This is a genomic window from Psychroserpens luteolus (genome assembly GCF_021032705.1).
GTDB lineage: Bacteria > Bacteroidota > Bacteroidia > Flavobacteriales > Flavobacteriaceae > Psychroserpens > Psychroserpens luteolus.
The window spans coordinates 41,226-65,537 of sequence record NZ_JAHVXI010000007.1 but is presented as its reverse complement, the minus strand read 5'-3'; the positions used below and the strand labels follow the sequence as shown (position 1 = coordinate 65,537).

The 24,312-nt window shown below is 35.0% G+C and carries 21 protein-coding genes; 12 read left to right on the top strand and 9 right to left on the bottom strand.

Translation table 11 applies throughout. The annotated features are described in order from the left end of the window. Positions 1–77: 77 nt before the first annotated feature. Together KWG70_RS15770 and KWG70_RS15765 are read left to right on the top strand one after the other, a co-directional pair. Positions 78–2,144 carry an alpha-ketoacid dehydrogenase subunit alpha/beta gene (locus tag KWG70_RS15770; RefSeq protein ID WP_230937001.1) on the top strand — a complete coding sequence of 689 codons (2,067 nt, stop codon included), beginning with the start codon at positions 78–80 and terminating at the stop codon, positions 2,142–2,144. Between the two features lie 60 nt (positions 2,145–2,204). Next, positions 2,205–2,576: a hypothetical protein gene (locus tag KWG70_RS15765; protein WP_230937000.1), complete on the top strand. Its 372-nt coding sequence runs from the start codon at positions 2,205–2,207 to the stop codon at positions 2,574–2,576. Between the two features lie 54 nt (positions 2,577–2,630). Here KWG70_RS15765 and KWG70_RS15760 read toward each other — a convergent pair whose 3' ends face one another. From KWG70_RS15760 to KWG70_RS15735, 5 genes are all read right to left on the bottom strand, one after another. Beyond that, on the bottom strand, positions 2,631–4,310 hold the full coding sequence (locus KWG70_RS15760; RefSeq protein WP_230936999.1) for a SulP family inorganic anion transporter: 1,680 nt from the start codon (positions 4,308–4,310) through the stop codon (positions 2,631–2,633). Positions 4,311–4,437: 127 nt separating this feature from the next. Next, on the bottom strand, positions 4,438–4,998 hold the full coding sequence (locus KWG70_RS15755) for a DUF4136 domain-containing protein (protein WP_230936998.1): 561 nt from the start codon (positions 4,996–4,998) through the stop codon (positions 4,438–4,440). 22 nt (positions 4,999–5,020) lie between these two features. Beyond that, on the bottom strand, positions 5,021–7,021 hold the full coding sequence (locus KWG70_RS15750; RefSeq protein WP_230936997.1) for a urocanate hydratase: 2,001 nt from the start codon (positions 7,019–7,021) through the stop codon (positions 5,021–5,023). After that, complete coding sequence (locus KWG70_RS15745; protein ID WP_230936996.1) at positions 7,021–7,182, bottom strand: DUF5522 domain-containing protein; 162 nt, start codon at positions 7,180–7,182, stop codon at positions 7,021–7,023. Before KWG70_RS15745 ends, KWG70_RS15750 begins: the two co-directional genes overlap by 1 nt. A 372-nt stretch (positions 7,183–7,554) precedes the next feature. After that, complete coding sequence (locus KWG70_RS15735; protein WP_230936994.1) at positions 7,555–11,922, bottom strand: Ig-like domain-containing protein; 4,368 nt, start codon at positions 11,920–11,922, stop codon at positions 7,555–7,557. A 198-nt stretch (positions 11,923–12,120) separates the two neighbouring features. Between KWG70_RS15735 and KWG70_RS15730 the strand changes: the two genes are divergently transcribed. From KWG70_RS15730 to hemL, 3 genes are read left to right on the top strand one after another with little or no spacing between them, the layout of a single operon-like run. Continuing rightward, entirely contained in the window at positions 12,121–13,011 is an 891-nt protein-coding gene (locus KWG70_RS15730; protein ID WP_230936993.1) for a 1-aminocyclopropane-1-carboxylate deaminase/D-cysteine desulfhydrase, read from the top strand. 5 nt (positions 13,012–13,016) lie between these two features. After that, on the top strand, positions 13,017–13,832 hold the full coding sequence (locus KWG70_RS15725) for a glucosaminidase domain-containing protein (RefSeq protein ID WP_230936992.1): 816 nt from the start codon (positions 13,017–13,019) through the stop codon (positions 13,830–13,832). 1 nt (position 13,833) lies between these two features. After that, a complete protein-coding gene (gene hemL / locus KWG70_RS15720; protein ID WP_230936991.1) occupies positions 13,834–15,120 on the top strand; it encodes a glutamate-1-semialdehyde 2,1-aminomutase in 1,287 nt (428 codons plus the stop codon). Between the two features lie 50 nt (positions 15,121–15,170). Here the strand turns inward: hemL and KWG70_RS15715 are convergent, their stop codons facing one another. The 3 genes from KWG70_RS15715 to KWG70_RS15705 all read right to left on the bottom strand — a co-directional run bounded on the left by KWG70_RS15715 (position 15,171) and on the right by KWG70_RS15705 (position 17,681). Beyond that, positions 15,171–15,500 (bottom strand): hypothetical protein, encoded by a 330-nt coding sequence (locus KWG70_RS15715; RefSeq protein WP_230936990.1) that lies wholly within the window; start codon positions 15,498–15,500, stop codon positions 15,171–15,173. 114 nt (positions 15,501–15,614) lie between these two features. Beyond that, a complete protein-coding gene (locus KWG70_RS15710; protein ID WP_230936989.1) occupies positions 15,615–16,076 on the bottom strand; it encodes a Spy/CpxP family protein refolding chaperone in 462 nt (153 codons plus the stop codon). 93 nt (positions 16,077–16,169) lie between these two features. Next, entirely contained in the window at positions 16,170–17,681 is a 1,512-nt protein-coding gene (locus KWG70_RS15705; protein WP_230936988.1) for a hypothetical protein, read from the bottom strand. Positions 17,682–17,832: 151 nt separating this feature from the next. Here KWG70_RS15705 and KWG70_RS15700 point away from each other — a divergent pair, with 151 nt between their 5' ends. The 7 genes from KWG70_RS15700 (at position 17,833) to KWG70_RS15670 (ending at position 21,720) form a co-directional block, all read left to right on the top strand. Then, complete coding sequence (locus KWG70_RS15700) at positions 17,833–17,991, top strand: hypothetical protein (protein WP_230936987.1); 159 nt, start codon at positions 17,833–17,835, stop codon at positions 17,989–17,991. 1 nt (position 17,992) lies between these two features. After that, the gene (locus KWG70_RS15695; RefSeq protein WP_230936986.1) at positions 17,993–18,460 is read left to right on the top strand and encodes a hypothetical protein; all 468 of its coding nucleotides are present in this window, start codon (positions 17,993–17,995) and stop codon (positions 18,458–18,460) included. 40 nt (positions 18,461–18,500) lie between these two features. Beyond that, positions 18,501–18,983: a hypothetical protein gene (locus KWG70_RS15690; protein ID WP_230936985.1), complete on the top strand. Its 483-nt coding sequence runs from the start codon at positions 18,501–18,503 to the stop codon at positions 18,981–18,983. Between the two features lie 73 nt (positions 18,984–19,056). Beyond that, on the top strand, positions 19,057–19,323 hold the full coding sequence (locus KWG70_RS15685; protein WP_230936984.1) for a hypothetical protein: 267 nt from the start codon (positions 19,057–19,059) through the stop codon (positions 19,321–19,323). Position 19,324: 1 nt separating this feature from the next. Beyond that, positions 19,325–20,020, top strand: coding sequence for a CPBP family intramembrane glutamic endopeptidase (locus KWG70_RS15680; protein WP_230936983.1), 696 nt, complete (start codon positions 19,325–19,327; stop codon positions 20,018–20,020). A 37-nt stretch (positions 20,021–20,057) separates the two neighbouring features. Further along, entirely contained in the window at positions 20,058–20,936 is an 879-nt protein-coding gene (locus tag KWG70_RS15675; protein ID WP_230936982.1) for an alpha/beta hydrolase, read from the top strand. A gap of 34 nt (positions 20,937–20,970) precedes the next feature. Beyond that, positions 20,971–21,720: an alpha/beta hydrolase gene (locus KWG70_RS15670; RefSeq protein ID WP_230936981.1), complete on the top strand. Its 750-nt coding sequence runs from the start codon at positions 20,971–20,973 to the stop codon at positions 21,718–21,720. Positions 21,721–21,773: 53 nt separating this feature from the next. Here the strand turns inward: KWG70_RS15670 and KWG70_RS15665 are convergent, their stop codons facing one another. Then, on the bottom strand, positions 21,774–24,260 hold the full coding sequence (locus KWG70_RS15665; protein ID WP_230936980.1) for a zinc-dependent metalloprotease: 2,487 nt from the start codon (positions 24,258–24,260) through the stop codon (positions 21,774–21,776). Between the last annotated feature and the right edge of the window lie 52 nt (positions 24,261–24,312).

Genomic DNA, 24,312 nt, shown 5'->3' with positions numbered 1-24,312 from the left:
AGGAAAGAAACCTAAAATTGAAACAGAGAAAAAAGAATCTTGGTTTAAAAAGTTATTTAATTCAAGTAAATAAGTTGATGAATAAAGACATATTATATAAAGGATTTTTAAATCTGTGTACTGCGAAAGCAATGACAGAATTATACGAGGCTAATTTCAAACAAGTGTCTAAGTATGTGCATGCTACATCAAGAGGGCATGAAGCTGTTCAGACAGCTTTAGGTATGCAGTTATTACCTCAAGATTATGCCTTTCCTTATTATCGAGATGATGCCATGTTGCTGTCATTTGGTTTAGAACCATATGATGTCATGCTACAGTTGCTAGCAAAAAAAGAGGATCCATTTTCTGGAGGACGTACCTATTATTCACATCCAAGTTTAAAAGATGATGATAAGCCTAAGATTCCGCATCAGTCTTCTGCGACTGGTATGCAGGCAATTCCTGCTACAGGTGTTGCTATGGGAATGCAGTATAAAGAACTTCAAGGTATACCTCACAACAATTCCAATAAGAGTGAGATAATAGAATCACCACTAGTGGTGTGTAGTTTGGGAGATGCTTCTGTTACCGAAGGTGAAATTGCCGAAGCCTTTCAAATGGCAGCGCTCAAGCAAATGCCAATTTTGTATCTAGTTCAGGATAATGGTTGGGATATTTCGGCTAATGCTGCTGAGACTAGAGCACAAAATGCCTATGAGTATGCACAAGGGTTTCATGGTTTGGATGCCATTTCTATAGATGGTGCTAATTTTACCGAAAGCTATGAGGCTATAGAAAAAGTAATCAAGACCATACGTAAAGAACGTCGACCATTTTTAGTTCACGCTAAAGTTCCATTACTAAATCACCATACATCAGGTGTACGAATGGAATGGTATCGTGATGACTTAGAAGAGGCTCGATCTCGTGATCCTTATCCAGTGTTAAAGAAACAACTTGAAGATCAAGGGTTTACAGCTAAAGAGATCGATGCAATAGAAAACGCTGCAAAAGCAAAAGTGCAATCCGATTTTGAAAAAGCACTACAAGCTGAAGATCCAAAGCCTGAGGATTTGTTTACGCATGATTTTGCGCCTACGCCAATTTCCGAAGAAAAAGGTGAACGTACACCAGAAGGTGCTGATAAAGTGGTTATGGTAGATTGTGCGTTGTTTGCTGTTGAAGAATTGATGAGAAAGCATAAAGAATGCTTGCTTTATGGACAAGATGTAGGTGGACGATTAGGAGGTGTGTTTAGAGAAGCCGCGACACTTGCACAAAAATTTGGTGATGATCGTGTATTTAATACGCCAATTCAAGAAGCTTTTATTGTAGGATCTACAGTTGGAATGAGTGCTGTAGGTTTGAAGCCTATTGTTGAGGTTCAGTTTGCAGATTATATTTGGCCAGGATTAAATCAATTGTTTACAGAAGTTAGCCGTAGCTGTTATCTTTCTAACGGAAAATGGCCTGTAAGTATGATTTTACGTGTGCCTATTGGTGCTTATGGTAGTGGAGGCCCTTATCATTCGTCTTCTGTAGAAAGTGTAATCACAAACATACGTGGTATTAAAATAGCTTATCCTAGTAATGGAGCCGATTTAAAGGGCTTGATGAAAGCAGCCTATTACGATCCTAATCCTGTAGTAATCCTAGAACATAAAGGTCTATATTGGTCTAAAGTACCAGGTACGTTAACAGCGACTTCTGTAGAGCCTTCAGAAGATTATGTATTACCGTTTGGAAAAGCTTGGGTCCTACAAGAAATATGGAAACAGGAAGACGTTGAAACTTGTACGATTGTTACCTACGGAATGGGTGTGCATTGGGCTTATAACGCTTCAGGGGAATTAGATATGCGAGATCAAATAGAAATTATCGATCTAAGAACTCTATATCCTTTAGATGAAGATGCAATAATGGCTTCTGTTAAGAAAACAGGAAAGTGTTTGGTTGTTACAGAAGAACCGTCTAATAATAGTTTTGCCAGAGCACTTACGGGAAAAATACAAGAAGAATGCTTCAAATATTTAGATGCGCCAGTCATGACTATTGGTAGTGAAAACATGCCAGCTATACCATTAAACTCGACTTTGGAACAAACTATGATTCCTTCTACAGAAAAGGTAAAGGCTAAAATAGAAGCCTTGTTAAATTATTAAAACGAATTAATTTCAAATAAATTCTTCGTATATTGAACCTTTAATTTATTAACTAATATCATGAAAAAACAACTACTTTTATTGTGCTTTGCCTGTTTTTTATTTGCTGGTAGCCAATTGTCATTTGCTCAAACTACAACGAAGAAACAAAATACAGTTATAACCAATTCTGATTATTCTGCTGAGAAAAGTGCCCAGAAAGTGATTAACTTATTGGAGCGAGAAGCAAAATTAGATGCAACTCAAAAAGAAAAGTTACACGATGTGTTTACTGCAGTAGAGAAAAAAATGAATGGTATTGCTAGTATAGAAGATGCTACAGAGCGTCAAGCTAAGAAGAAAAAAATGCGTGCTTATATTGACAAAAAATTACAACAAATATTCACGCCTGCGCAATACGATATTTACAAAAAGAAGACTGCTGCAAAATAGTTAACGTCTTTTATAAATAAATGAAAAGCGACCAATGTTGGTCGCTTTTTTTTGTTACATCTTATATTCAGAAAGTGGTTTAGTGAACTTTTCAGGATCTGCTGCCAAATGATATCTCGGATCATCAATATCTTCTATAATGACGTCTTGAAAAATCGGACTAGCTTTGTGTAATAATATTTTACAATCTGAACTTAAATGTTTTAATTTGATCGATTTACCTTCAGCTTTATACTTGTTTACTAAATTGAAAATGGCCTCAATAGCAGAATGATCACTCACTCTAGATTCTACAAAATCAATTTCAATATGTTCAGGGTCGTTTTTAACATCAAATTTGGCATTAAAGTTTTGAATCGAACCAAAGAATAATGGCCCCCAAATTTCGTATGTTTTTGTGCCATTTGCTTGAATGCGCTTACGTGCTCTAATCATTGTGGCATTTTTCCAGGCAAATACTAAAGCAGAAATAATGACACCTGCAATAACAGCAACAGCTAAATCTTTCCATACAGTAATGGCCGATACAGCAATTAAAACAATGGCATCAGAAAGTGGGATTTTTCTAATAATTCTAAAACTACTCCAAGCGAAGGTTCCAATAACAACCATAAACATGACACCAACTAGAGCAGCAATTGGGATTTGTTCAATTAAAGGTGCTCCAAACAATACAAAGCACAATAAGGCGATGGCTGCAATAGCTCCTGATAGACGACCACGTCCACCAGAATCGACATTTATTATAGATTGTCCGATCATGGCACATCCTCCCATACCTCCAAAGAGTCCGTTGAGCATATTAGCACCTCCTTGAGCGATACATTCTCTATTGCCATTTCCTCTTGTTTCAGTGATTTCATCTATGAGGTTCAATGTCATTAGTGATTCTATAAGTCCGATAGCTGCCAATATAAATGCCGTTGGTAGAATTGTACTTAGGAAATGACCATCAAGTGTGCCAAATAAACCAAAAATTTGATCTTGAAATGTCGGTAAGCTACCTTCTAAACCTTTTCCTCCACCTTCTTGGATAAAAGAGCCTACTGTACTCATTTCGATGCCACCAAAAATGGTAATACAAGCCACTACAATAATAGCAATGAGAGCTGCAGGAATTTTTTTAGTGAGCTTTGGTAAGCCATACATAATACCCATTGTAAGTCCTATAAAACCTAACATTTTCCATAGAGTAAGGTTAGAGAATAGGTGTGAGAACCATTCAGATGTGTTATTCCAAATTGAAATATCCTTGGGTACTGCATTTGGAAACAGGCCTAGCTGAGACATAAAAATCACGATGGCTAAACCATTCACGAATCCCATCATTACGGGATGTGGGATAAGACGAACAAACTTTCCAAGCTTAAAAATACCAGCCAGTATTTGGATACCTCCAACGAAGAGTAGCGTGATGAAAAGCCATTGTAAACCAAGATTTTCAATAGGTGTTTCTAGACTGAGACCAGTTTCATTTCCTTTTTGTATAAGATGCACCATTACAACAGCCATGGCTCCAGTTGCGCCAGAAATCATACCTGGTCTACCACCAAAAAGAGCGGTCACGATTCCCATCATAAAGGCACCATATAGTCCAACCAATGGGTCGACACCAGCAACAAAGGCAAAGGCAACAGCTTCTGGTACTAAGGCTAGAGCTACTGTTAAACCTGAAAGAATATCATTCTTTGGGTTTTGCGTAAAGTTTTTTCGAGTTGTTTGACCTAATATCATAATTCTTGCACTTAAAAGTCGGCAAAGATAGGCTTTTAGAAATGAAGCAGAAAATGTACTGGTATAAACACATAAAAAAAGCACCAGAGAAATCTACTGGTGCTTTATAGTCTTATTAAGATAAGATTTATTGTGCAATTTGTGGCGGATATGCTTGCATAATCTTTGTCACAAATTCTTTGATTTTTTCTTCTTTCTTTTCAACACTTCTTTGTGTTAAAAGTCCAGTTCCTTTTCCTTGCCATACTAATTCCTTTTTGTTGGCATCTATTAGATCGACATATAGAGCACCTTGCGTTCTAGTAGATACTGATGGTTGGTTCCAACCCCAGCCCCAACCAGGTCCGAAGCCTCCCCAGCCTCCCCAGCCCCAAGCTCCCCAGCCCCAGGCATTATTGTAAACATTGATACGCTGTTCAGATTTGGTGAAAATACTTACCAATAGATCTGGATTTTCAGATTTGGTGTAGCCTTGTGCTAATAATTCTGTTTCAATCGCTCTCAGGATTCTACGTTTATCTAAATCACTAATTTCTGCTTTATCAATTCCAGTTTTAAAAAACGCGAATGTTTTGTAATTATTGAAATCTGCATTTTTATCGTAATCTGATGCAACTCTTACTGTGCTACAAGATGTGATAACCAATGTTACCATCACGATTGGTAATAATTTGAGTAGTTTTTTCATAATTCTTTTTTTTATTAAATGGTTATAACGAGTTTAATAGATCATCATCAACTTTGTTAGGCAATGTTACTTTTAAATTTGGTTCAGATTGCATTGCACGTTTAATGGCAAAAATAGCTTCGTCATTTCTTGCCCAGCTTCGTCTAGCAATTCCATTATTAACATCCCAAAAAAGCATGCGTTTTAAACGCGTTGATGCTTCTTTAGTACCATCAAGAACCATACCAAATCCTCCATTGATAACTTCTCCCCATCCAACGCCTCCACCATTGTGAATACTCACCCAAGTTGCTCCTCTAAAGCTATCTCCTATAACATTGTGAATGGCCATATCTGCCGTAAATCGCGAACCATCGTAAATATTACTTGTTTCACGATATGGCGAATCCGTTCCAGAGACATCATGGTGATCACGACCTAAGATAACTGTTCCTATATCTCCTTTAGAAATTGCATCGTTAAACGCTTCAGCTATTTTCATACGTCCTTCGGCATCAGCATATAGAATTCGAGCTTGAGAACCTACGACAAGTTTATTCTCTTGGGCGCCTTTAATCCATTGGATATTGTCGGCCATTTGTTGTTGTATTTCTTCTGGAGAATTTCTCTTAATGTCTTCAAGAACTTTACACGCAATGGCATCTGTTTTTGCTAAGTCTTCAGGTTTACCTGAAGCGCAAACCCATCTAAATGGTCCAAAGCCATAGTCAAAGCACATAGGTCCCATAATATCTTGAACATACGACGGATATTTAAAATCAATACCATTATCTGCCATAATATCTGCACCAGCTCTTGAAGCTTCTAAAAGAAAGGCATTTCCGTAGTCGAAGAAATAAGTGCCTTTTGCAGTATGTTTATTAATGGCATCCGCTTGTCTACGTAAGCTTTCCTGAACTTTAATTTTGAATAATTCAGGGTTTTCTGCCATCATTTCATTGGCATCGTCAAATGATAGGTCGACGGGATAATAACCTCCAGCCCAAGGATTATGTAGAGATGTTTGATCACTTCCTAAATCGATATGTATATGTTCTTGATCGAATTTTTCCCAGACGTCTACAATATTACCAAGGTAGGCTATAGATATAGTTTCTTTTTCGGCTTTAGCTTTATTAACACGAGTTACTAATTCATCTAAATCTGTAATCTTAACATCAATCCAACCTTGATCTAAACGTACTTGTGTAATCTTTGGATTGACCTCTGCGCAAACGGTTATACAGCCAGCTATATTACCTGCTTTTGGTTGTGCTCCAGACATACCTCCAAGACCAGAAGTTACAAAAAGATGTCCCTTTGGCTCTTTTTTTATCTTTCTGAAGCCATTTAAAACAGTAATAGTTGTGCCATGAACAATTCCTTGCGGACCGATATACATATAGCTTCCAGCAGTCATTTGACCGTATTGAGTGACACCCAAGGCATTAAATTTTTCCCAATCATCGGGTTGAGAATAATTAGGAATCATCATACCGTTGGTAACAACAACTCTAGGTGCTTCCTTATGACTTGGGAATAAACCCATTGGATGCCCAGAATACATGACTAAGGTTTGTTCGTCTGTCATTTCAGACAAATATTTCATCGTTAGTCTATATTGTGCCCAATTAGAAAATACAGCGCCATTACCTCCATAAGTGATTAATTCGTGAGGATGTTGTGCCACAGCATAGTCCAAATTATTTTGAATCATTAGCATAATTGCGGCTGCCTGCTTTGATTGTGCTGGATAGTCATTAATTGGACGCGCATACATCTTATAATCTGGACGTAAGCGATACATGTAAATTCTTCCGTAGGTATCTAATTCTTTTTTGAATTCGGGTAATAATGTATCGTGATGAGATGGATCAAAATAACGCAATGCATTTTTAAGTGCTAATACCTCTTCTTCAGCAGATAAGATAGTTTTTCTTTTTGGTGCATGATTAATTGAAGGGTTGTAAGGTTTAGGTTGTGGTAAAACATTAGGTATTCCTTCTTTTATTTGATCTTTAAATGATAGTGTTGTTGTTGGCATTACTTTTTTTTTAAAGTATTTTTATCGAAACCGTAAGGGCAATGTCTGCATCCGCTTTCGCAACAATAACCTCGTTTTAAATGATATTGTTCTGTAAAACAGCGGTAACCTTCGGGTGTTAAATAATAATCTCCTTCTTCGACTGGAATTATCTTCTTCATCTTACAAAGATAATGTAAATTGGAAAGATTTTTGATTGATTATAAATATGGTTTTAATTTCTAAATATTTAGTGCCAAGAGGTTATGTTGGAATAACGATTTTTCCATTTATTTTTCTGAAATATAATTACTTAAAAACTAATGCAACGCTAGTTAATCATGAACGAATTCATTTAAGGCAACAACTAGAAATGCTTATTATTCCATTTTATATATTTTATGTTGTTGAGTTTTTAATTAAATGGGTTAAAATGAAAAATTGGTATAAAGCATATCACCATATTTCATTTGAAAAGGAAGCTTATACTCATGAAAAAGACCTCAATTATTTGAAATCAAGGCCTTTTTTTGGATTTGTTAGTTACTTATAAGTTATTGTTTTAAGACGATTTTTTGAATTTTTTGTTTTCCGTTAACTAATTCAGCTTTAACAATGTATGTTCCATGAGATAATCTGGTTTTGTTTAGAATGAAATCTGATTGATTAATCTCATTTTCTTTAATTATTGATCGACCTATTACATCATAAATAACTATAGTGCTAATTGTTCCAATTTCGGAAGTTACTTTGATGTATTCACTTTTGGGTGTACTTACTACTATACCTTCATTATCATTTAGAGGGTTAACGCCTAAAGTTTCATTAGTATACCTTAGAATAAATCGATCATTAAAGGATCCAGAATCTGAGGTGAAACTATATGGGCTTAATCTTAAATCATGAATGGTATTAGTATAAGTATCTTCTATAAAGATATTTTGGTTTGTTGTTTCAAATAACCCGTCTACACTATTTATAGCAATAGAATACGTACCATTTTGAGGGATTTGATACCCAAGAGGCACAGTGTCTGAATCATTAAATGGTAACGAACGTCCTTGAATAGACATATTCTCATTATCAATTAACGAGTAAAAAAGTGTGTTACCGTCGCTCAGTTGGTTTCCATCAAATAGTCTATCCTTTGCGTTAGATGCTCCTGAAATATATCCAATTAAAATAGAGTGGGCATTATCATTATCATCTATTAGATCCAACCAAAGCCTATGTTTTTCAATCACAGTTTCACTGTCATTCACAGAAGGATTAGCGGTTCTATAAAATTGACTATTGTCATAAACACCGCTTCTCATTGTATTGTCGAATATGAGATTTGAAGGTGTAGTTGCAGTATGATCCATTAGAACGAAAAAGGCTTGACCAGCTCCAATAAATCCATTAAAGCCTGCAGGCGTAGATCCTGTTAAGTTATAAGCGATATAATCATTTGGATTGTAGTTGTAAACATAATCACCATAAAACGGATCGGTCACAACATTACTAGGAGCAGATTGGTGTGACCAAAGATATACTGTTCCAGCTATTACAGGATTAGCATCATCTGTTATGACAGCGGCATTAGTAGTAATGAACGTATCTGCAAAAATTGCAGATGGAAATGGATTACCAACTAAGTTCCAATTATCATCAATTGCTGTAGCTACAGTAGATCCAGCTCCTGGATAATCTCCTCCATTGTAAGTTCCTCTGGAAATTTGCCTATTAATAATACCGTTACTTGGTCGACCAATAAATGCTGCAGTATTCACTACAGAGGTTCCAGAAAGCCCTCTAATGGCATATCCTTTTCCAGCAACCATATTTTCTGTTGTAGCTTGCCATTCTCCATAGTTTCCAACACCATTTCCACCAACAGTTGGAATCCATATTAAATTAAATCCAGCATTTGTGCCTGGAGAAACTCCAGCGACTGCAAAATTTTCGACCGATGAAGACCAATAGACATAGTCTGAAGCATTCAAACCGGTTACTTCTCGTTGCATTGTGATACTTCCCGTATTGTTATTTGAAACTACGTTTGTAACCTGTACTAAATTGGCATTATTTCTTACCATGAGCGAACCATTGGGATCTACATCAATCCAATCGGTAACAGTTAAAGATGTTGATGGTTCCAATTCCAAATTACCATTACTTTTAACGGTTAAATTTCTAGCATATGATGGTGTAGGTGGTACAGGCGGACCTAATATACTTGGATCGGGAAGTATGCCAACATCACCAATAACGACACAGTTGTCACTTGTTGGAACTCCTGTAGGATACCAATTGTTTGCATCGTTCCAAGTTGTTGTGCCTTGTGTACCATTCCAAATTTTGGTGTTATTAGTAATTGAAATGTCCTTACTAATAGTGCAACCATTAGAAAGTGTTGCATTGGCAGTAAATGAAAAGGTCGATTGCTGTAATTGAACTATTGTTGGTTTTACATATACTGACGCGGCAGTTGTTCCTGGTGTGTATGGTATTGTGGCCGCTGCGTCTGTATAGGCATCGACAGTACCAGTCCATGTGAATGATGGGTTCAGTGGTCTGGTGCCATGCAATTGGATGTTATCTACAGCGACACCGTCTCCCCAATCTGCATAATAATAGATTCTAACTCTTAAGCTAGGTGCACCATCAAAAGCTGATAGATCATAAGTTAAATGACTAAAATTGGTTCCGAATCCGACATCACTCGTAATATTTGCAATAACATTTGGCCATGTAGTACCTCCATCGGTAGAGACTTCAATATTTACATATTCTGGCACAGAGGGGAAATATTGCGAAAAGTACATGTCAAGTTCGAGCGTTAAACCTGTAAAATCTGTAGCATCCGTAATTGGTGAAATCAATTCATTTTCTGTGTGTATAATTCCAGAATCAGATGTGCTCATAGCAAAAACATTTGCTCCAAAACCTGAGGATATGGCCGGATTCCAAACAAATTGAAAGGGTTCATAAGTACTGGTTTGGGTTTGCCATTGGGATATTCCATCGTAAGGCGCTCCGTTAACTTCTATATTGTTTTGTGTGAATACACCTAAGTTTCCAGATTCAAAATCTTCATCAATTAAATATGCAAGTTCGGTACTTCCAATTGCTGCTATTTGAATAATATCATCTTCACCACATATTTCTGGAACTGCTGGTGTAATTGTTAAAGTTGTTATAGGGTTTACGGTACCAGTAATTTTAGTTCTAACTAAAGATTCGCAGCTCCCATTATCGGCTGTAACCCAATAAGTAGTTGTATTAGAAATAATTGGAGACCAATCTCCAGTAGTGGTAGCAACTAGATTTCCACCGGTTTCAGCGTCATACCATTTAAATTGCGACGTTCCAGCTGAGCCCGTTACTTGAAGTGTAACTGCACCAGGACCACAGGTTGAGCCGTCTGTTTTACTCGTGATAGTTGCACCGCAGCTTTGTACGACTGTGAATAAATAATCTTCTGCTTCACCTAATCTAAAATCACCATCATTGGGATTGCCTGTAGTATCATCCCAAAAATCAAAAAATTCGCATGAATCAAAATCGTAGTTCCAATTATCTACTGCTGAATTATAAAATCTAATACGAATTCTATAATCACCAATAGCTTGATTTGCAGGGATAACAAAGCTAAAGGTTGTTGTGGTTGTACCTACTGCGCCACTATCGTAAACTTCTTCAGTAGTAAAATCAAAAGCACTGTCTTTATTCCAATCAACCCAAGCTTTCCAACGACCTCTACCATTAAAGGCTTCTACGTAAACGTTAATACCTTCACCTTGAGCTTGAATACTTTTAGGTAAGCCTGTCCAATCTGTATATCCTGCAACTGAGTTACCAGAATTTAAGTTTGAAACATCGTTTAATGTTCCTGTAAATTCTACGTCATCTATATATTTCACAGTAGCATTGAATGCAACTAATTCATTTGAAGGAGTACAATATGTAGATGTTGTTGTTGTGGTGCTTCCGGTTAAAGGATTAGTAGAATTATAAAGAGGGCCACCTATACAAGTGGAGTTATAAGAAAAAACGTATATATAGTATGTAGTGGCTGGATTTAATCCAGTCGCAGTAAAGTTGGTATCGTTATCAATATCTACTACAGTATATCCAGCACCTATGGTGTCACCGATATTGTAAGATGTCGTATTCACAGGTGTTGGTGCAGTTGCTGAAGGGCTTACTACGACCAAATAATTATCAGGTGTAGGAACTGCATCAGTAAAAGATCCATTTATAGTATCTCCAGATGAATTTAGATTTAAAGTTGTAGGCTGGTTAGGTGTTGTACAAGGGGTTAATGGAATACCTTTTACATCAATATCATCAATAGTAAACGCTGGAAATCCACCAATAGAATTATCGTTTTCCCATGCAAAACCTAAATAAAATTGTTGTCCGTCAATTACAGATAAGTCTAAATTAGTGACATTTTGAGTAGTACTCTGACCTTGGTAAGTTGCAGGAAGTGCAGCCCAAGTTGTTCCATCTAAAGAATAGATTACTGAACCAAAGTCAAAAAACAATTCACCTTCACATATCCAATTGAAGTCTAAAGTCACATTAGTATAATTAGTGGCATCTATTGGTGTTGTGTAATAGACTAGGGTAGACGCAACTCTATTATCTCGATATTCAGGTCGAGTTCCAGTGGTAACAGGGGTGTTGATACTCACAGCCATTGAGTAATTACCTGATATCACATTACATCTTGTATTATCTAATACCCACCAATAGTTATTGTTTGTTGGAGGTGTTGTTGCGAAATCGCCAGTTTGCCAACCAATATAAGGTGTAGCTTGATTTTCGGATCCAGTGGCAGTCTCAAAATCTTCAGAGAAGATCGTGACTTGTGCATTCAGTTCTGAGCATAAAAATATAGTAAATACTGAGGCAAGGAGTAATTTTCTAATCATACATATTCAATTTTATGCACAACATATAAAGTCATGAGATTCATGATTTTCTGGTAGGATATGAACTGACGATTATGGGGATTCGCTTAGTAATACTGCTTAATTATATGTTTATTTGTTAATTAAGCGTATGTATTCTATTATAAATATAGTTTTTTAAACTTTGTTCGTGTGAATACAGTTATTATATTCGACTAAATGTTAAAATTTGAAGATAAAAGGAATTTAAGTATTGATAATCAGGTTGATATAAAGCCTGAATATTTAACTCATCCTTATATTTCTGGCAATAAATATCGAAAATTGAAATACAATCTATATGAGGCAAAACGATTGAAGAAGAGAACACTATTAACCTTTGGTGGTGCATTTTCAAATCATATTGCAGCTGTGGCTTCGGCTGGAAAAGAATTTGGTTTTGATACTGTTGGGATTATTAGAGGTGAGGAGTTAATAGATAGAGTTGATACGAATCCAACCTTGGCTTTTGCTAGAGACTGCGGAATGATATTAAAGTTTGTGACAAGAGAAGATTTTCGGAGTAAAGCAGATAAACATTTTATAGCTGCATTAAAAAATGAATTTGATAACTTTTACCTGATTCCAGAAGGAGGCACCAATGCATTGGCCATAAAAGGATGTGAGGAGATATTAACCAAAGCAGATGAATGTTATGATTTTGTGTGTTGTTCTGTAGGCACTGGAGGAACAATTTCAGGATTAATAAATTCAGCCTTGCCACATCAAAAAATTCTTGGTTTTCCTGCGTTAAAAGGTAACTTTTTACAAGAAGAAATTACTAAATTTGCATTATATGAAAATTGGGAGTTAATTACCAGTTATCATTTTGGTGGATATGCTAAAGTAACTGAAGATTTGATAATATTTATTAACGAATTTAAGCATTCTTATAACATTCCGTTAGACCCGATTTATACAGGGAAAATGATGTTTGGTATTTACGATTTAATTAAAAAAGGCTATTTTCCGAAGCATTCAAAAATACTAGCTATACATACTGGTGGTTTGCAAGGAATTGAAGGAATGAATACTAAATTACAACAACAAAAAAAGCCTTTAATCGTTTAATGTCTATGAAAAAAATAGGTTTCGTTTTAGTTTTAAGTGCATTTGCTTTTAGTTGTGGTTCTAAAAAGAGAATTGTCACAAAAAAAAGCAAGTCAAAACAAAAAACTGAGCAGGTTGTTGTTGCGCCAAAGACAACGCCGGAAGTAAAAGAATTACCAAAAACTGTAGACATACCAGAAAATTCAAAATTGAGCGCTACTGAGGTTTATATTTTGACATATAATGCGATTGCCATGGATGAAATGCGAAAGTCTAAAATCCCTGCAAGTATCACATTGGCGCAAGGCATACTAGAATCTGGTTCTGGTAAAGGAAGATTGTCGGTAGAAGCTAATAATCATTTCGGAATTAAATGTCATGGTTGGAAAGGTAAAAAAATCTATCATGATGATGATAAATCCCAAGAATGCTTCAGAAAGTATGAACATGCATTCTCTTCTTTTGAAGACCATTCAGCATTTTTAACAACTAGAGGTCGTTATTCTAAATTATTCAAACTAAGATCAAACGATTATAAGGGATGGGCAAAGGGGCTGAGAGCTGCTGGATATGCAACAGATAGACGATATCCTCAGAAGTTGATTAGCTTAATTGAGCGCTATCAATTAGATAAATATGATGACATGGTTTTAAATAATGTTGCAGTTCCAAATGATAGACCTAAATCAGATTTATCTGTAAGTCACAAAGTGGTGAAAGGTGATACTTTATATTCATTATCTAAACGATATAATACTTCGGTTGAAGAAATTAAACGCCTTAATAGCCTGAAAAATAATGACCTTTCCCTAGGGCAAATTCTTATTATAAAATCAAAATAATATGTTATATCAACGTAGTAGTGCATTATTTAAAGATGCAGAACAGGTGATTCCTGGAGGTGTTAATTCGCCAGTGAGAGCGTTTAAAGCTGTTGGAGGAACACCAATTTTTGCAAAATCAGCAAAAGGGGCATATGTCTATGATGAGGATGATAATCGCTATATTGACTACATTAATTCTTGGGGTCCAATGTTATTGGGTCATGCCTACCAGCCTGTTGTAGATGCTGTTATTGCTAAAGCAAAGCAAGGTACTTCTTTTGGAATGCCTACTGAAATTGAAACGAAAATTGCAGAATTAGCTGTATCAATGGTTCCAAACATTGACAAGATACGTTTTGTGAATTCTGGAACAGAAGCCTGTATGAGTGCTGTTCGATTAGCAAGAGGATACACAGGAAAAGAAAAAATTATAAAATTTGCGGGTTGCTATCATGGGCATAGTGATGCGTTTTTAATTCAAGCTGGAAGCGGTGCCGTAACTTTTGGAAGTCCTAATAGTCCAGGTGTAACACAAGGCACAGCAAAAGATACGTTATTAGCAACTTATAATGACATTGATAATGTTAATGCATTAGTTGATGCAAATAAAGGAGAAATTGCTTGTATTATCATAGAACCTGTAGCTGGTAATATGGGATGTGTTCCTCCTAAAAATAATTTTTTAAAAGCATTAAGAACTATATGTGATCAAAACGATATTCTGCTCATTTTTGATGAGGTAATGACAGGTTTTAGACTTGCTAAAGGAGGTGTTCAAGAACTCTACAATGTAGATGCCGATATTGTTTGCTTTGGTAAAGTTGTTGGAGGTGGTTTGCCAGTTGGCGCATTTGCTGCCCGTAATGAAATCATGAGTCATTTGGCACCTTTAGGAAATGTATATCAAGCCGGAACACTTAGCGGAAACCCTTTGGCTATGGCTGCTGGATTAGCAATGCTCACTTCAATTAATAGTGATCAAGATTTGTTTAAAAGATTGGCTGATAAAACTAAATATTTACACGAAGGGTGTGCCAATGCTCTTAATAAGTATCACGTTGTTCACACTATTAACAGAAAAGGTTCAATGATTTCTATTCATTTTGCAGAAGATGAGGTTGTTGATTTTGATTCGGCTGCAAAAGGAAATAATGAGACTTTTAAAGCCTTTTTTCATGGCATGTTAAATGAAGGAATTTATATAGCACCTAGTGCATTTGAAACCTGGTTTATTACAGATGCTTTAAGTTATGAGGATTTGGATGAAACGATAAGGGCAGTAGAAAAAGTAGCCCAAACATTATAAAAATAAAAAAGCGACTTTTTAAGTCGCTTTTTTATTTGTCTTAAACTAAGTTAGAGTCCTCGTATGAGTTCTAGATAGTTGTGATATTGTTCTGGAGTTAATATTGTTTTTAGTTTTTCGTCTAAAACTTTTTCTATTTTTTCAAGACGATCTTTGTTGCCTTCTAAGTTGCCACTTATCTTTTTATAAGCAATGCCATAAGCCTGGTATGCTTTGTATACATCATCCATTTTGTTTTGCTCAAACTTGATTTTCTTTCTAAGCTCTTTGGTTTTAGCATTCGCTGCTTCATTAATTTCTAAAGTATTTTGGGCTGTGACATCTTGAGTACTAAATAAAAGTGCGATGGCAAATATGCAAAGTGTAATTAATTTTTTCATTGTGTTTGTATCATAAATAATTCAACTGGCTTAAAATTAATGATTTTTATGATAAAAAAAAGCATCGACCGTTAAAATCGATGCTGATATTGTAAAATTGTCTTGGAAACTTATTTAGTGTTTCGACTTATCTTTGTGTTTCCCTTTATTTTTATGTTGACGTCTACCTTGCATGTTTTCCCATTTTTCATATTGTTCGGAAGTTAAAATAGATTTCATTTTCTTTTTCATGGCAATTTGATCATCTAGTCTTTTGTTGAGCATTTTAACATGTTCTTCTTTAGATACTTTTTTCTCACCTTTTTCTTTTTTCATTTCTTCACGTTCGCTCCTTTTAGCTTTCATAGTCTCAGCTTGGGCTAACATCACTTCTTTTACTTGCACTTGTTGTTTTTCGGTTAGGTCTAAAGCTAGTGTCATTTTTTTTGTGCTAATCGTAGCCATTTCTTCAGCTGTTAAGTCATGCCTCATATCCATTTTGGCTTTTCGGCCTTCTTTAGCTTTTAGTCTTCTTTGGTCTTGTGCCACAGCTTGAATTGAGACAAATGCTAATGCGATTAAAATTAATTTCTTCATAATTGTTTTGGTTTTAATATTATACGTTTTTCATTGATGTCTCTTTGACCATCTTCTATTAGAATAGTTTAATTGACCATAAAATTTTAACCTCTAATTAACAGTTTGCGCTCGTTTTATAAGTTCTAGTGTGGTTGCATAAAGTGGTTTAGCTTCCATTTTGCTCTTTAACCAAGCATAAAAACTCATTACGAAAATATCTTCTTGTCGCTCATCAATCCAAACGAATGCGTTTTCAACTTTATCTTTAAAATCATGTGATCTAATATGCTCAGGATTTTTAAAATAAAATTCGATTAAATTTATAAAAATAATTACTCTTTCTTGGTTAATCTGCTGTAAATAATCGAAATACGATCGTTTAAAGCTTAGTAATCTTGACTCTACAAGATCTAAATCTCCAAGTTCTATATAGAGAATAATTTCTGAAAGATTCTTTTTTATAACCCATTCTTTTCCGGCTTTTTCTATGTAATATTTGTCGGTATGATAAAATTTAGAAAACATAGTTTTAGCACTTTTAAAGTCTGATTTTTGAATATAAAACATGACCAAACCTAAATGAATGTCTAATAATGATTCGATATCAGCATGCTTAGTATGTTTTATAGATTCTAGTAAAGCAATAGCTTCCTCTTGCCTTTCTAAATAGTTGTAATTAAGAGCTATGAGTAGGTTGTATTTTAATTTAAATGTGGTGTTGTACTTTTTTCGCTGCTGAAGCATTAGCGTTTTCATTTGTTCCAGGTAGACTAATGATTCTTTGAATTTTTTATTTCTAAACAAAGTGTTGGCGATCATATAAATTACTTGAATGTGATACACCAGTTGTTTGTTATTGCTTTTATGATGTTGTATGTTTTGATACGTGTCAATTAAAAAGGGTTCAATCTTTAAGTAATCGTTGGTTACAAAAGCCGAAAGACTAACGATAGTCATTAACTGATATAAAGATTTAAATGAGAGTGATTCTGAAATATCAATATTGTGTTCTTCTAAAGTATCATTAAGTATGGTTTTAAAATCTAGAACTTTCCCTTTGTAGGTTATGTCGCTTAGAGTTTGTCTAATTTTTGCATAGACCAAATTGAGCTCTTCTTCTATGAAATGTTGTTTTTGATTGTTTCTGAACTTTACTATCAAATCATCAATATCGGCCAAAGGATTTAAGTAGGCATATTGGATTTTGGTATGGTAAATTTCATTGAGTATTGGAAACAAATAATGTTCTTGGGCTAATGTTTCAGCTTTGTCTAATATTTGGTAGGCAATTTTTGGTTTTTTGTGAATGAGGAATGTTCGGGAAGCTAGGATGTATTTAATGATTTGCATATCTACCGAGTTCTCTTCTTCTAGATTATTATTTGCAATAAAATCAATAAGAGATTGATAAAGGCGTTTCCTTAAGGCATGGTAAGCATCTTTGCTGTTATTATTATAAATGCTTTGACACATTTCTTTCGACGTAAGTTCGTCTTGAACTAAAAGTTTAAACAATTGGATGTTCTTCGTGTCGTTTCGTTTGTTCTTTTTCTCTAAGTAGTTAATAAAACGTTGCTCATCTTCCGAAGAAAAAGTGGAAACTATAGCATTTAAATCTATCATTTAATCGTCGGTTATTATTTGTTAATTTAAGTAAAAATAGTATTAAAAATGAATATAAAATATATTATATCGTCAGTTTTTTATAAAAACTGTATTTCTAGACTTGCTAAACTGTCGCACATTTGTAGTGTAATCAACAAAACAAAATATTATGAGACAGTTTATCAAAACCACACTTTTTATAGTTGTTATTGCTACAGTAGTTGTGTTTTCTAAACAAATTCAAAACGAAATTATTGAAAGCTATAACCATTGTGTCGAGCAATTAGCTAATAGATCGATTACCAATGCGAATCTTTCAAGTTTCTAAAATGAAGCTCAAACAGGTTAATACTGCATTTATTGTCACTACTGGAGTATCGGTAGTTGTGTTTGTCTATTTAGTGTTTTTGGGATATGACGAGATTAAAACCTTAAAAGATGTTATCAAAATAGTTGCATCTATTTTGTTTCCGTTACCCATGTTATTTTTTGTGCGTTTTCTATTGATTGAACATTTTTTACCGCAAAATACAGACGAATACAAACTGAAGAACCAAAAACCAGCTACCATACTTCTCGTAGTGAGTGTCATTATAGGTGTTGTGAGTATGCAATTAGTAGAATGGGCTACGGGTCAAAAATTAGAAGACCACCTCATTTTTGCACATCTCATTAACTCCACAACAATAAGTAGCTATGTACTTAATTACATTTTGTACAACAATTTGAGAGTTAACGGAATTTTAAGTGGTGTCCTTCTCTCACTAGCTATACATGTATTTTTTCTAACTGCTTAAGTAATTAAAACAAAAGTAAGATCATCAAAACCTTAAAATTATGAATCCAATTATGCAACCTCCGAAACCGAAAACCAATGTGAACAAACGAGAATTGTTATTTACATTTCAATCTATTATCGTTACTGGTTTATTAGCCTTTACAGCTATTGCGTTTTTCTTTTACTACGATTTAAGTATTGTAAAAGGCATCAAAGTTATTTTTGCTCCATTTCTATCTGTAGTGCCATTACTCTTTATTTTATCTATTCTCAGAGACTTGAGAAAAGGCTTTAAAGAAGGCAATTACACCAAAGATGAAATTATCAAATTCTGCCTTATTACCGCAGGAATTACAGCAGCATTTACAGGTGTTACGTATTTGCTTTCAGAAATTAAAGCACTTGAAATATTGTTAGCAGCCATTATGGCCATCTTAAGTACTGTATTCTTTTTACGAAGTAAAATTAAAGACATTTTAGGAATGAGCATCATTACAGGAATCGCCGAAGGGATTATCGTATATATGATTTTTTTGTTTTGATGATGGGTTGGTTAGTTACCCTAAACCTTTCAGGTGTGATGCCTGAAAGGTTTTAAATCAAAATACAGATAAAATGAAAGACTCTTACAAAATTGCAATTTTAGTATTCTTTGGCTTTTTAACACTTATGATGAAACCATTTGTGCCAGTAGGTGGTGGCGGAATCTCTCTAATTTTTGTGATTTCGATACCTTTTCTTATCGTTCTGGGTTTTGTATTTGCTGTAGTTTATTACTTCATTTCAAAAAAAAAGATAGCTAGATATAAGCGTATAGCATTTTGGTTAATGCTTTTAACCTTAATTACTTTTAGTTTACTGTTTTACCCTTATGCTAATTAACATGAAAACAAGACTCACAAAATATTTAATTGATTTTTCAAACTTTAGTTTGACACGACCTATTTCAGATAAGGTTAGACTTCTTGAGATTATTGCTGTAGCCTTAACCGGTATTGGGAAATTTATTTTTATGGATTATCTCGATTGGAGATTACCATTTGTTATTATGGCTATTTTATCGTGGTCGCTTTATGTAAGCTATCGCTTTAAAAAAGATAAGTTCGTCTTGAAAGATTGGGGATTTAGACGTGATAACTTCAAAAATGTGCTAAAATTAGTACTGCCTTTTGGGATTGTCTCAATAATAGCTTTTTTAGTGATAGGTTATATTCAAGGGACTTTAAATCCAACTTGGCATATACTTCCATTATTGATCACCTATCCTATTTGGGGAACTGTACAGCAGTTTTTAACTATTGGTTTGGTTGCTGGAAATCTAAGTACTCTAAAATCTATTAGGCTTAAGAAGCTTACCGTTATTTTAATGACTGCAGTAGTATTTTCGATAGTGCATTATCCTTCGATTTGGTTAATGATCGGGACCTTTGTTTTAGCCTTGTTTTATGGCTATGTCTATCTTAAATCCAAAAACTTATATGTGCTTGGTTTGTTTCATGGTTGGCTTGGTGCATTGTTTTATTACACTGTAGTTAATCAAGACCCATTTGCCAATGTATTTCTGAAATATATACACTAGCAATTTTTTGCTATCTTGTTACAACAAAACCGCTCATATGCCATATTGGTTGACTATTCTTATAACTGTTCTTGCTATTTATATTGCGATTAGTATAGCTTTATATTATTTGCAGGATTATATGTTGTTTAAACCAGAAAAGTTACCAGCCGACTTTCAGTTTGATTATGAAAATCAGGATACCAAAGAGTATAACCTTGAAACACGTGATGGTGCCATTATTAATGGACTTCGGTTTTTTCCGAAAGGAGAGAGTAAAGGTGTTGTATTATATCTTAAGGGTAATTCTAAAAGTATTAAAGGTTGGGGAAAGTTTGCTGTAGATTTTACAAGGCATGGCTATAATGTACTTATGGTAGATTATAGAGGTTTTGGAAAGAGCACAGGTAGACGTTCACAAAAAGCAATCAAGCGTGATTTACAATTGGTCTATAATAAACTTAAAGAACAAACCACCGAGGATCGTATAATTCTCTATGGTAGATCCTTGGGTTCAGGTTTCGCAGCAAAATTAGCCTCGATGAATCATCCCAAAATGCTAATTTTAGATGCACCATATTACAGTTTAACAAAAGTTACAGCGCGTTACGCACCTTTTATGCCGTTGTCATTGTTGATAAAATATCCATTGCCAACATACAAATGGTTAAAATATGTGCAATGTCCAATTCATATTATTCATGGAACACATGATAAATTGATTCCGTTCAAAACAAGCTTGAAGCTGTCTAAGGTAAATCCAAAGCTTACCAAGCTGCATACAGTGATAGGAGGTGGGCATAAAGATCTCAATAACTTCGAGTCGTATCACGTCATGTTAGATGATATAATAAATAAAGCACCCAAAACCATCGATTTAGAAACCACAAGTATCAATGTCATTCACTCCTCAAAACCAACTAAGAAAAAGGCTTAAAAACCTGCTTAAGGTTCTAATAGCACTATATGTTATGATAGGCACGTCACTTTACTTTTTACAAGAAAAACTGTTGTTTCTTCCTACGACATTAGAACAGAATTATCAGTATAATTTTGACTATCCTTTCGAAGAATTGTTTTTGAAACCTTCAACTCATGTTAGCATTAATGCCCTTCATTTTAAAACAGATAATCCTAAAGGTGTCATTTTATATTTTCACGGAAATGCGGGTGACCTAAGTCGATGGGGAAAAATCACCGAATATTTTGTTGCCAAAAACTATGATGTATTGGTGATGGATTACCGCTCCTACGGAAAGAGTATTGGGAAACTTAGTGAACAAGCATTTTATGATGACGCACAATACTGTTATGACTATTTATTACAGCGCTACTCTGAAAATGAAATTACCTTATATGGACGCTCTTTAGGAACAGGGATTGCCAATTATTTAGCTTCAAAAAATAAACCAAAACAGCTCATTTTAGAAACACCTTATTATAGTATCGTAGATGTGGCAAAACACCGATTTCCAATTCTTCCAGTATCGACATTACTGAAATATAAATTTCCTTCAAATGAATTTATTACAGCTGTGAAATGTCCAATAACCATCTTTCATGGCACAGGAGATAGTGTTGTGCCTTATGCTTCAGCAGAAAAGTTAATGACTGTTGCTCCACAGGAACTCACAACGTTTATAACGATCAAAGGTGGTAGTCATAATGATTTAGTAGAATTTGAAAGCTATCAAAATACCATTGATAGATTACTGAAATAAAAAAAGCTTCAGAAATCTCTGAAGCTTTTTTTATGTTATATATTGAATTCTATTTATCCATTCGGATTTAATATGGCATCAATACGCTCTAAAGCATCTGCAATATGAATTCTGCTCATAGAATCAGCACCACGAGCTGATCGTAATGAACGTTGTAATGATTTTAGTTCTGCTCTTACCACAGCTCTAATATCTGACTGACTTGTATTTACACCAGTTACTTTTACATACGGGCTAAATGATCTTCCGCTCTGGTTAGGAGCAGTCATTAAGAATGCTAGTCTATCAATATGAGCACGTTGTAGGTTACGTCTGTAAGTGTCTATTCTCTTACCAGATCGCAATTCACTCCAAACTCCATTACGTAAATCTCTCATCATTTCAGTTAGAGAATATGCATCGCTATCGTAAGTATGAGCTTCAGTTAAACGTTGCATTTTTCCTAGACTCATAATGTTATTAAGTGTTCTAGACTGCATAGCACGAATACGTTCAACAGATCCAGTAAACTCAATACGATCAAAAATGTCTTTATTGATTAACCAATCTGGTGTTGTAAATAAGTTATCTTGAATAAACTTCATCGCTTTCTTTTGATGATCTTTATCTACAGCTGTATAAACGGCTCCAGCCTGACCTGCAGCTTTATAATGCTCGTACACACCACCTATATTGTTGGAGACGTGTCCCATATAACGGTTAAACTGAGAAATAACATGACCATACATTTCTTGTAAATCGTCATAATCTTCACCAGCTTCTGTAGTCCAGCTAATTAAATTAGGAACAATACGCTTAAGGTTTTTAATTCCGTAGTCACTCGCTAGCATTGCATCATCACCTAAATCTTCAGTTTGAGAACTTGGATCAACAACGTCTCCCGCTTGTTGGTGACCAAAACGATACATTGGGTCTCCAGCATGTTCCATAATCCACTGGTTAAGAATTGGTTTTTCTTCTTCTGCCGTTTTACCTAAGATAGGTCTATATCCCCAAGAAATCGCATACTTGTCATAAACTCCAATATTTGGCATAAGTGCTACGCCTTCATCACCAGGTTGCGCTACATAATTAAAACGTGCATAATCCATAATTGATGGTGCTGTACCATATTTTTGAGTAAACTCAGCATCACGTAATTTTTCAACAGGATAAGCAACGCTACTTCCCATGTTATGAGGCAATCCTAACGTATGTCCAACCTCGTGAGCTGAAACGAAACGAATTAAGCGTCCCATGACTTCATCTTTAAATTGTGGGCTCTGGGCATCAGGATTGATTGCTGCAGTTTGTACAAAGAACCAGCCACGTAATAGAGACATTACATTATGGTACCAGTTAATATCACTTTCTAAAATCTCACCAGTTCTTGGGTCACTTACGTGAGGACCATTGGCATTTGGAATTGGAGATGCTAAATAACGTACAACAGAGTAACGTGCGTCTTCTGGGCTCCATTCTGGGTCTTCCTCAACTGAAGGAGGGTCTTTTGCAATAATGGCTTCTTTAAATCCAGCGGCTTCAAAAGCAACTTGCCAGTCTTCGATACCTTGCTTGATATATTTTCTCCATTTTACAGGAGTCGCTCTATCTATATAGTATACAATTTGTTTTTTTGGAACAACTAATTCACCTCTATTAAATTTGGCAATGTCCTCATCTCTTACTTCTAATCTCCAACGATCTAAATACGTAAGAGACTTACTTTTTTGATCTTCTAATCCATAATCTGTCGTGTTACTTGTAAACCATCCTACACGCTCATCAAAATAACGACGCTTCATTGGGTTATCTGGTAACAAAATCATAGAGTTATTGATTTCTATAGAAATGCTTCCTGTGCTAAAGTTAGATGGTGGTCTTCCTGCAGCATAGGTTTTTACATGTCTAGCTTCAATATTTCTTGGGTAACTTTTAATACCTTCAATAAAAGATTTGTCACTTTCTAAACGTGTCACTCTATAAGGTGTTCTTCTAAATTGAGGCAACCCTAAAGACTTTACATCTTTTTGGAATAGAGGTGTTGCATCAATTACTGTACTCGTTGAGTCTTTGCTATAAGCTTTTATAGGGAAGGTGTACAATACAGGTTCAAAGTTTGAATTCACAACGGCTTCACTAACAGGAAGTGAATCATCAGCTACAACATTGTAAGATACAACGCGTAAGATGACTTTCTTTCCTTTTCTCTGCCAACGTAAAACTTGTTCGTTTTGTTTTCCGCCACCGAAACCTAATCCGCTTGCAGTTTTAGAAATACGAGTAACCATTAGCATTTCTCTGTCAAAGAGAGAATCTGGTATTTCGTAAAAATATTTGTCGTCTAAGGTATGAACAGTAAATAATCCTTTATCACTTTTTGCATCCTTAGTGATGACTTTATTATAAGGTTTTGGATCGTTCTTTCCTGGTTTTTTTCCTGGAGGTTTAGCCGCAGTTGTGGCTGTTTTTGCTTTGCTGGCTTTTTTCGTTGATGAACACGAAACAGCAACAAAGAATACGGAAACTACTAAAAGTAGTTTAATAGAAAAATGTTTCAAAGTGGTTGATTTTTAAAATTAGTTAACGAAAATAATAAATCTCATATGAGCA

Bases quoted from the DNA above. Each gene is read 5' to 3' on its own strand.
- KWG70_RS15770 (WP_230937001.1), top strand. From the start codon at position 78: ATGAATAAAGACATATTATATAAAGGATTTTTAAATCTGTGTACTGCG.
- KWG70_RS15765 (WP_230937000.1), top strand. From the start codon at position 2,205: ATGAAAAAACAACTACTTTTATTGTGCTTTGCCTGTTTTTTATTTGCT.
- KWG70_RS15760 (WP_230936999.1), bottom strand. From the start codon at position 4,310: ATGATATTAGGTCAAACAACTCGAAAAAACTTTACGCAAAACCCAAAG.
- KWG70_RS15755 (WP_230936998.1), bottom strand. From the start codon at position 4,998: ATGAAAAAACTACTCAAATTATTACCAATCGTGATGGTAACATTGGTT.
- KWG70_RS15750 (WP_230936997.1), bottom strand. From the start codon at position 7,021: ATGCCAACAACAACACTATCATTTAAAGATCAAATAAAAGAAGGAATA.
- KWG70_RS15745 (WP_230936996.1), bottom strand. From the start codon at position 7,182: ATGAAGAAGATAATTCCAGTCGAAGAAGGAGATTATTATTTAACACCC.
- KWG70_RS15735 (WP_230936994.1), bottom strand. From the start codon at position 11,922: ATGATTAGAAAATTACTCCTTGCCTCAGTATTTACTATATTTTTATGC.
- KWG70_RS15730 (WP_230936993.1), top strand. From the start codon at position 12,121: ATGTTAAAATTTGAAGATAAAAGGAATTTAAGTATTGATAATCAGGTT.
- KWG70_RS15725 (WP_230936992.1), top strand. From the start codon at position 13,017: ATGAAAAAAATAGGTTTCGTTTTAGTTTTAAGTGCATTTGCTTTTAGT.
- hemL (WP_230936991.1), top strand. From the start codon at position 13,834: ATGTTATATCAACGTAGTAGTGCATTATTTAAAGATGCAGAACAGGTG.
- KWG70_RS15715 (WP_230936990.1), bottom strand. From the start codon at position 15,500: ATGAAAAAATTAATTACACTTTGCATATTTGCCATCGCACTTTTATTT.
- KWG70_RS15710 (WP_230936989.1), bottom strand. From the start codon at position 16,076: ATGAAGAAATTAATTTTAATCGCATTAGCATTTGTCTCAATTCAAGCT.
- KWG70_RS15705 (WP_230936988.1), bottom strand. From the start codon at position 17,681: ATGATAGATTTAAATGCTATAGTTTCCACTTTTTCTTCGGAAGATGAG.
- KWG70_RS15700 (WP_230936987.1), top strand. From the start codon at position 17,833: ATGAGACAGTTTATCAAAACCACACTTTTTATAGTTGTTATTGCTACA.
- KWG70_RS15695 (WP_230936986.1), top strand. From the start codon at position 17,993: ATGAAGCTCAAACAGGTTAATACTGCATTTATTGTCACTACTGGAGTA.
- KWG70_RS15690 (WP_230936985.1), top strand. From the start codon at position 18,501: ATGAATCCAATTATGCAACCTCCGAAACCGAAAACCAATGTGAACAAA.
- KWG70_RS15685 (WP_230936984.1), top strand. From the start codon at position 19,057: ATGAAAGACTCTTACAAAATTGCAATTTTAGTATTCTTTGGCTTTTTA.
- KWG70_RS15680 (WP_230936983.1), top strand. From the start codon at position 19,325: ATGAAAACAAGACTCACAAAATATTTAATTGATTTTTCAAACTTTAGT.
- KWG70_RS15675 (WP_230936982.1), top strand. From the start codon at position 20,058: ATGCCATATTGGTTGACTATTCTTATAACTGTTCTTGCTATTTATATT.
- KWG70_RS15670 (WP_230936981.1), top strand. From the start codon at position 20,971: ATGATAGGCACGTCACTTTACTTTTTACAAGAAAAACTGTTGTTTCTT.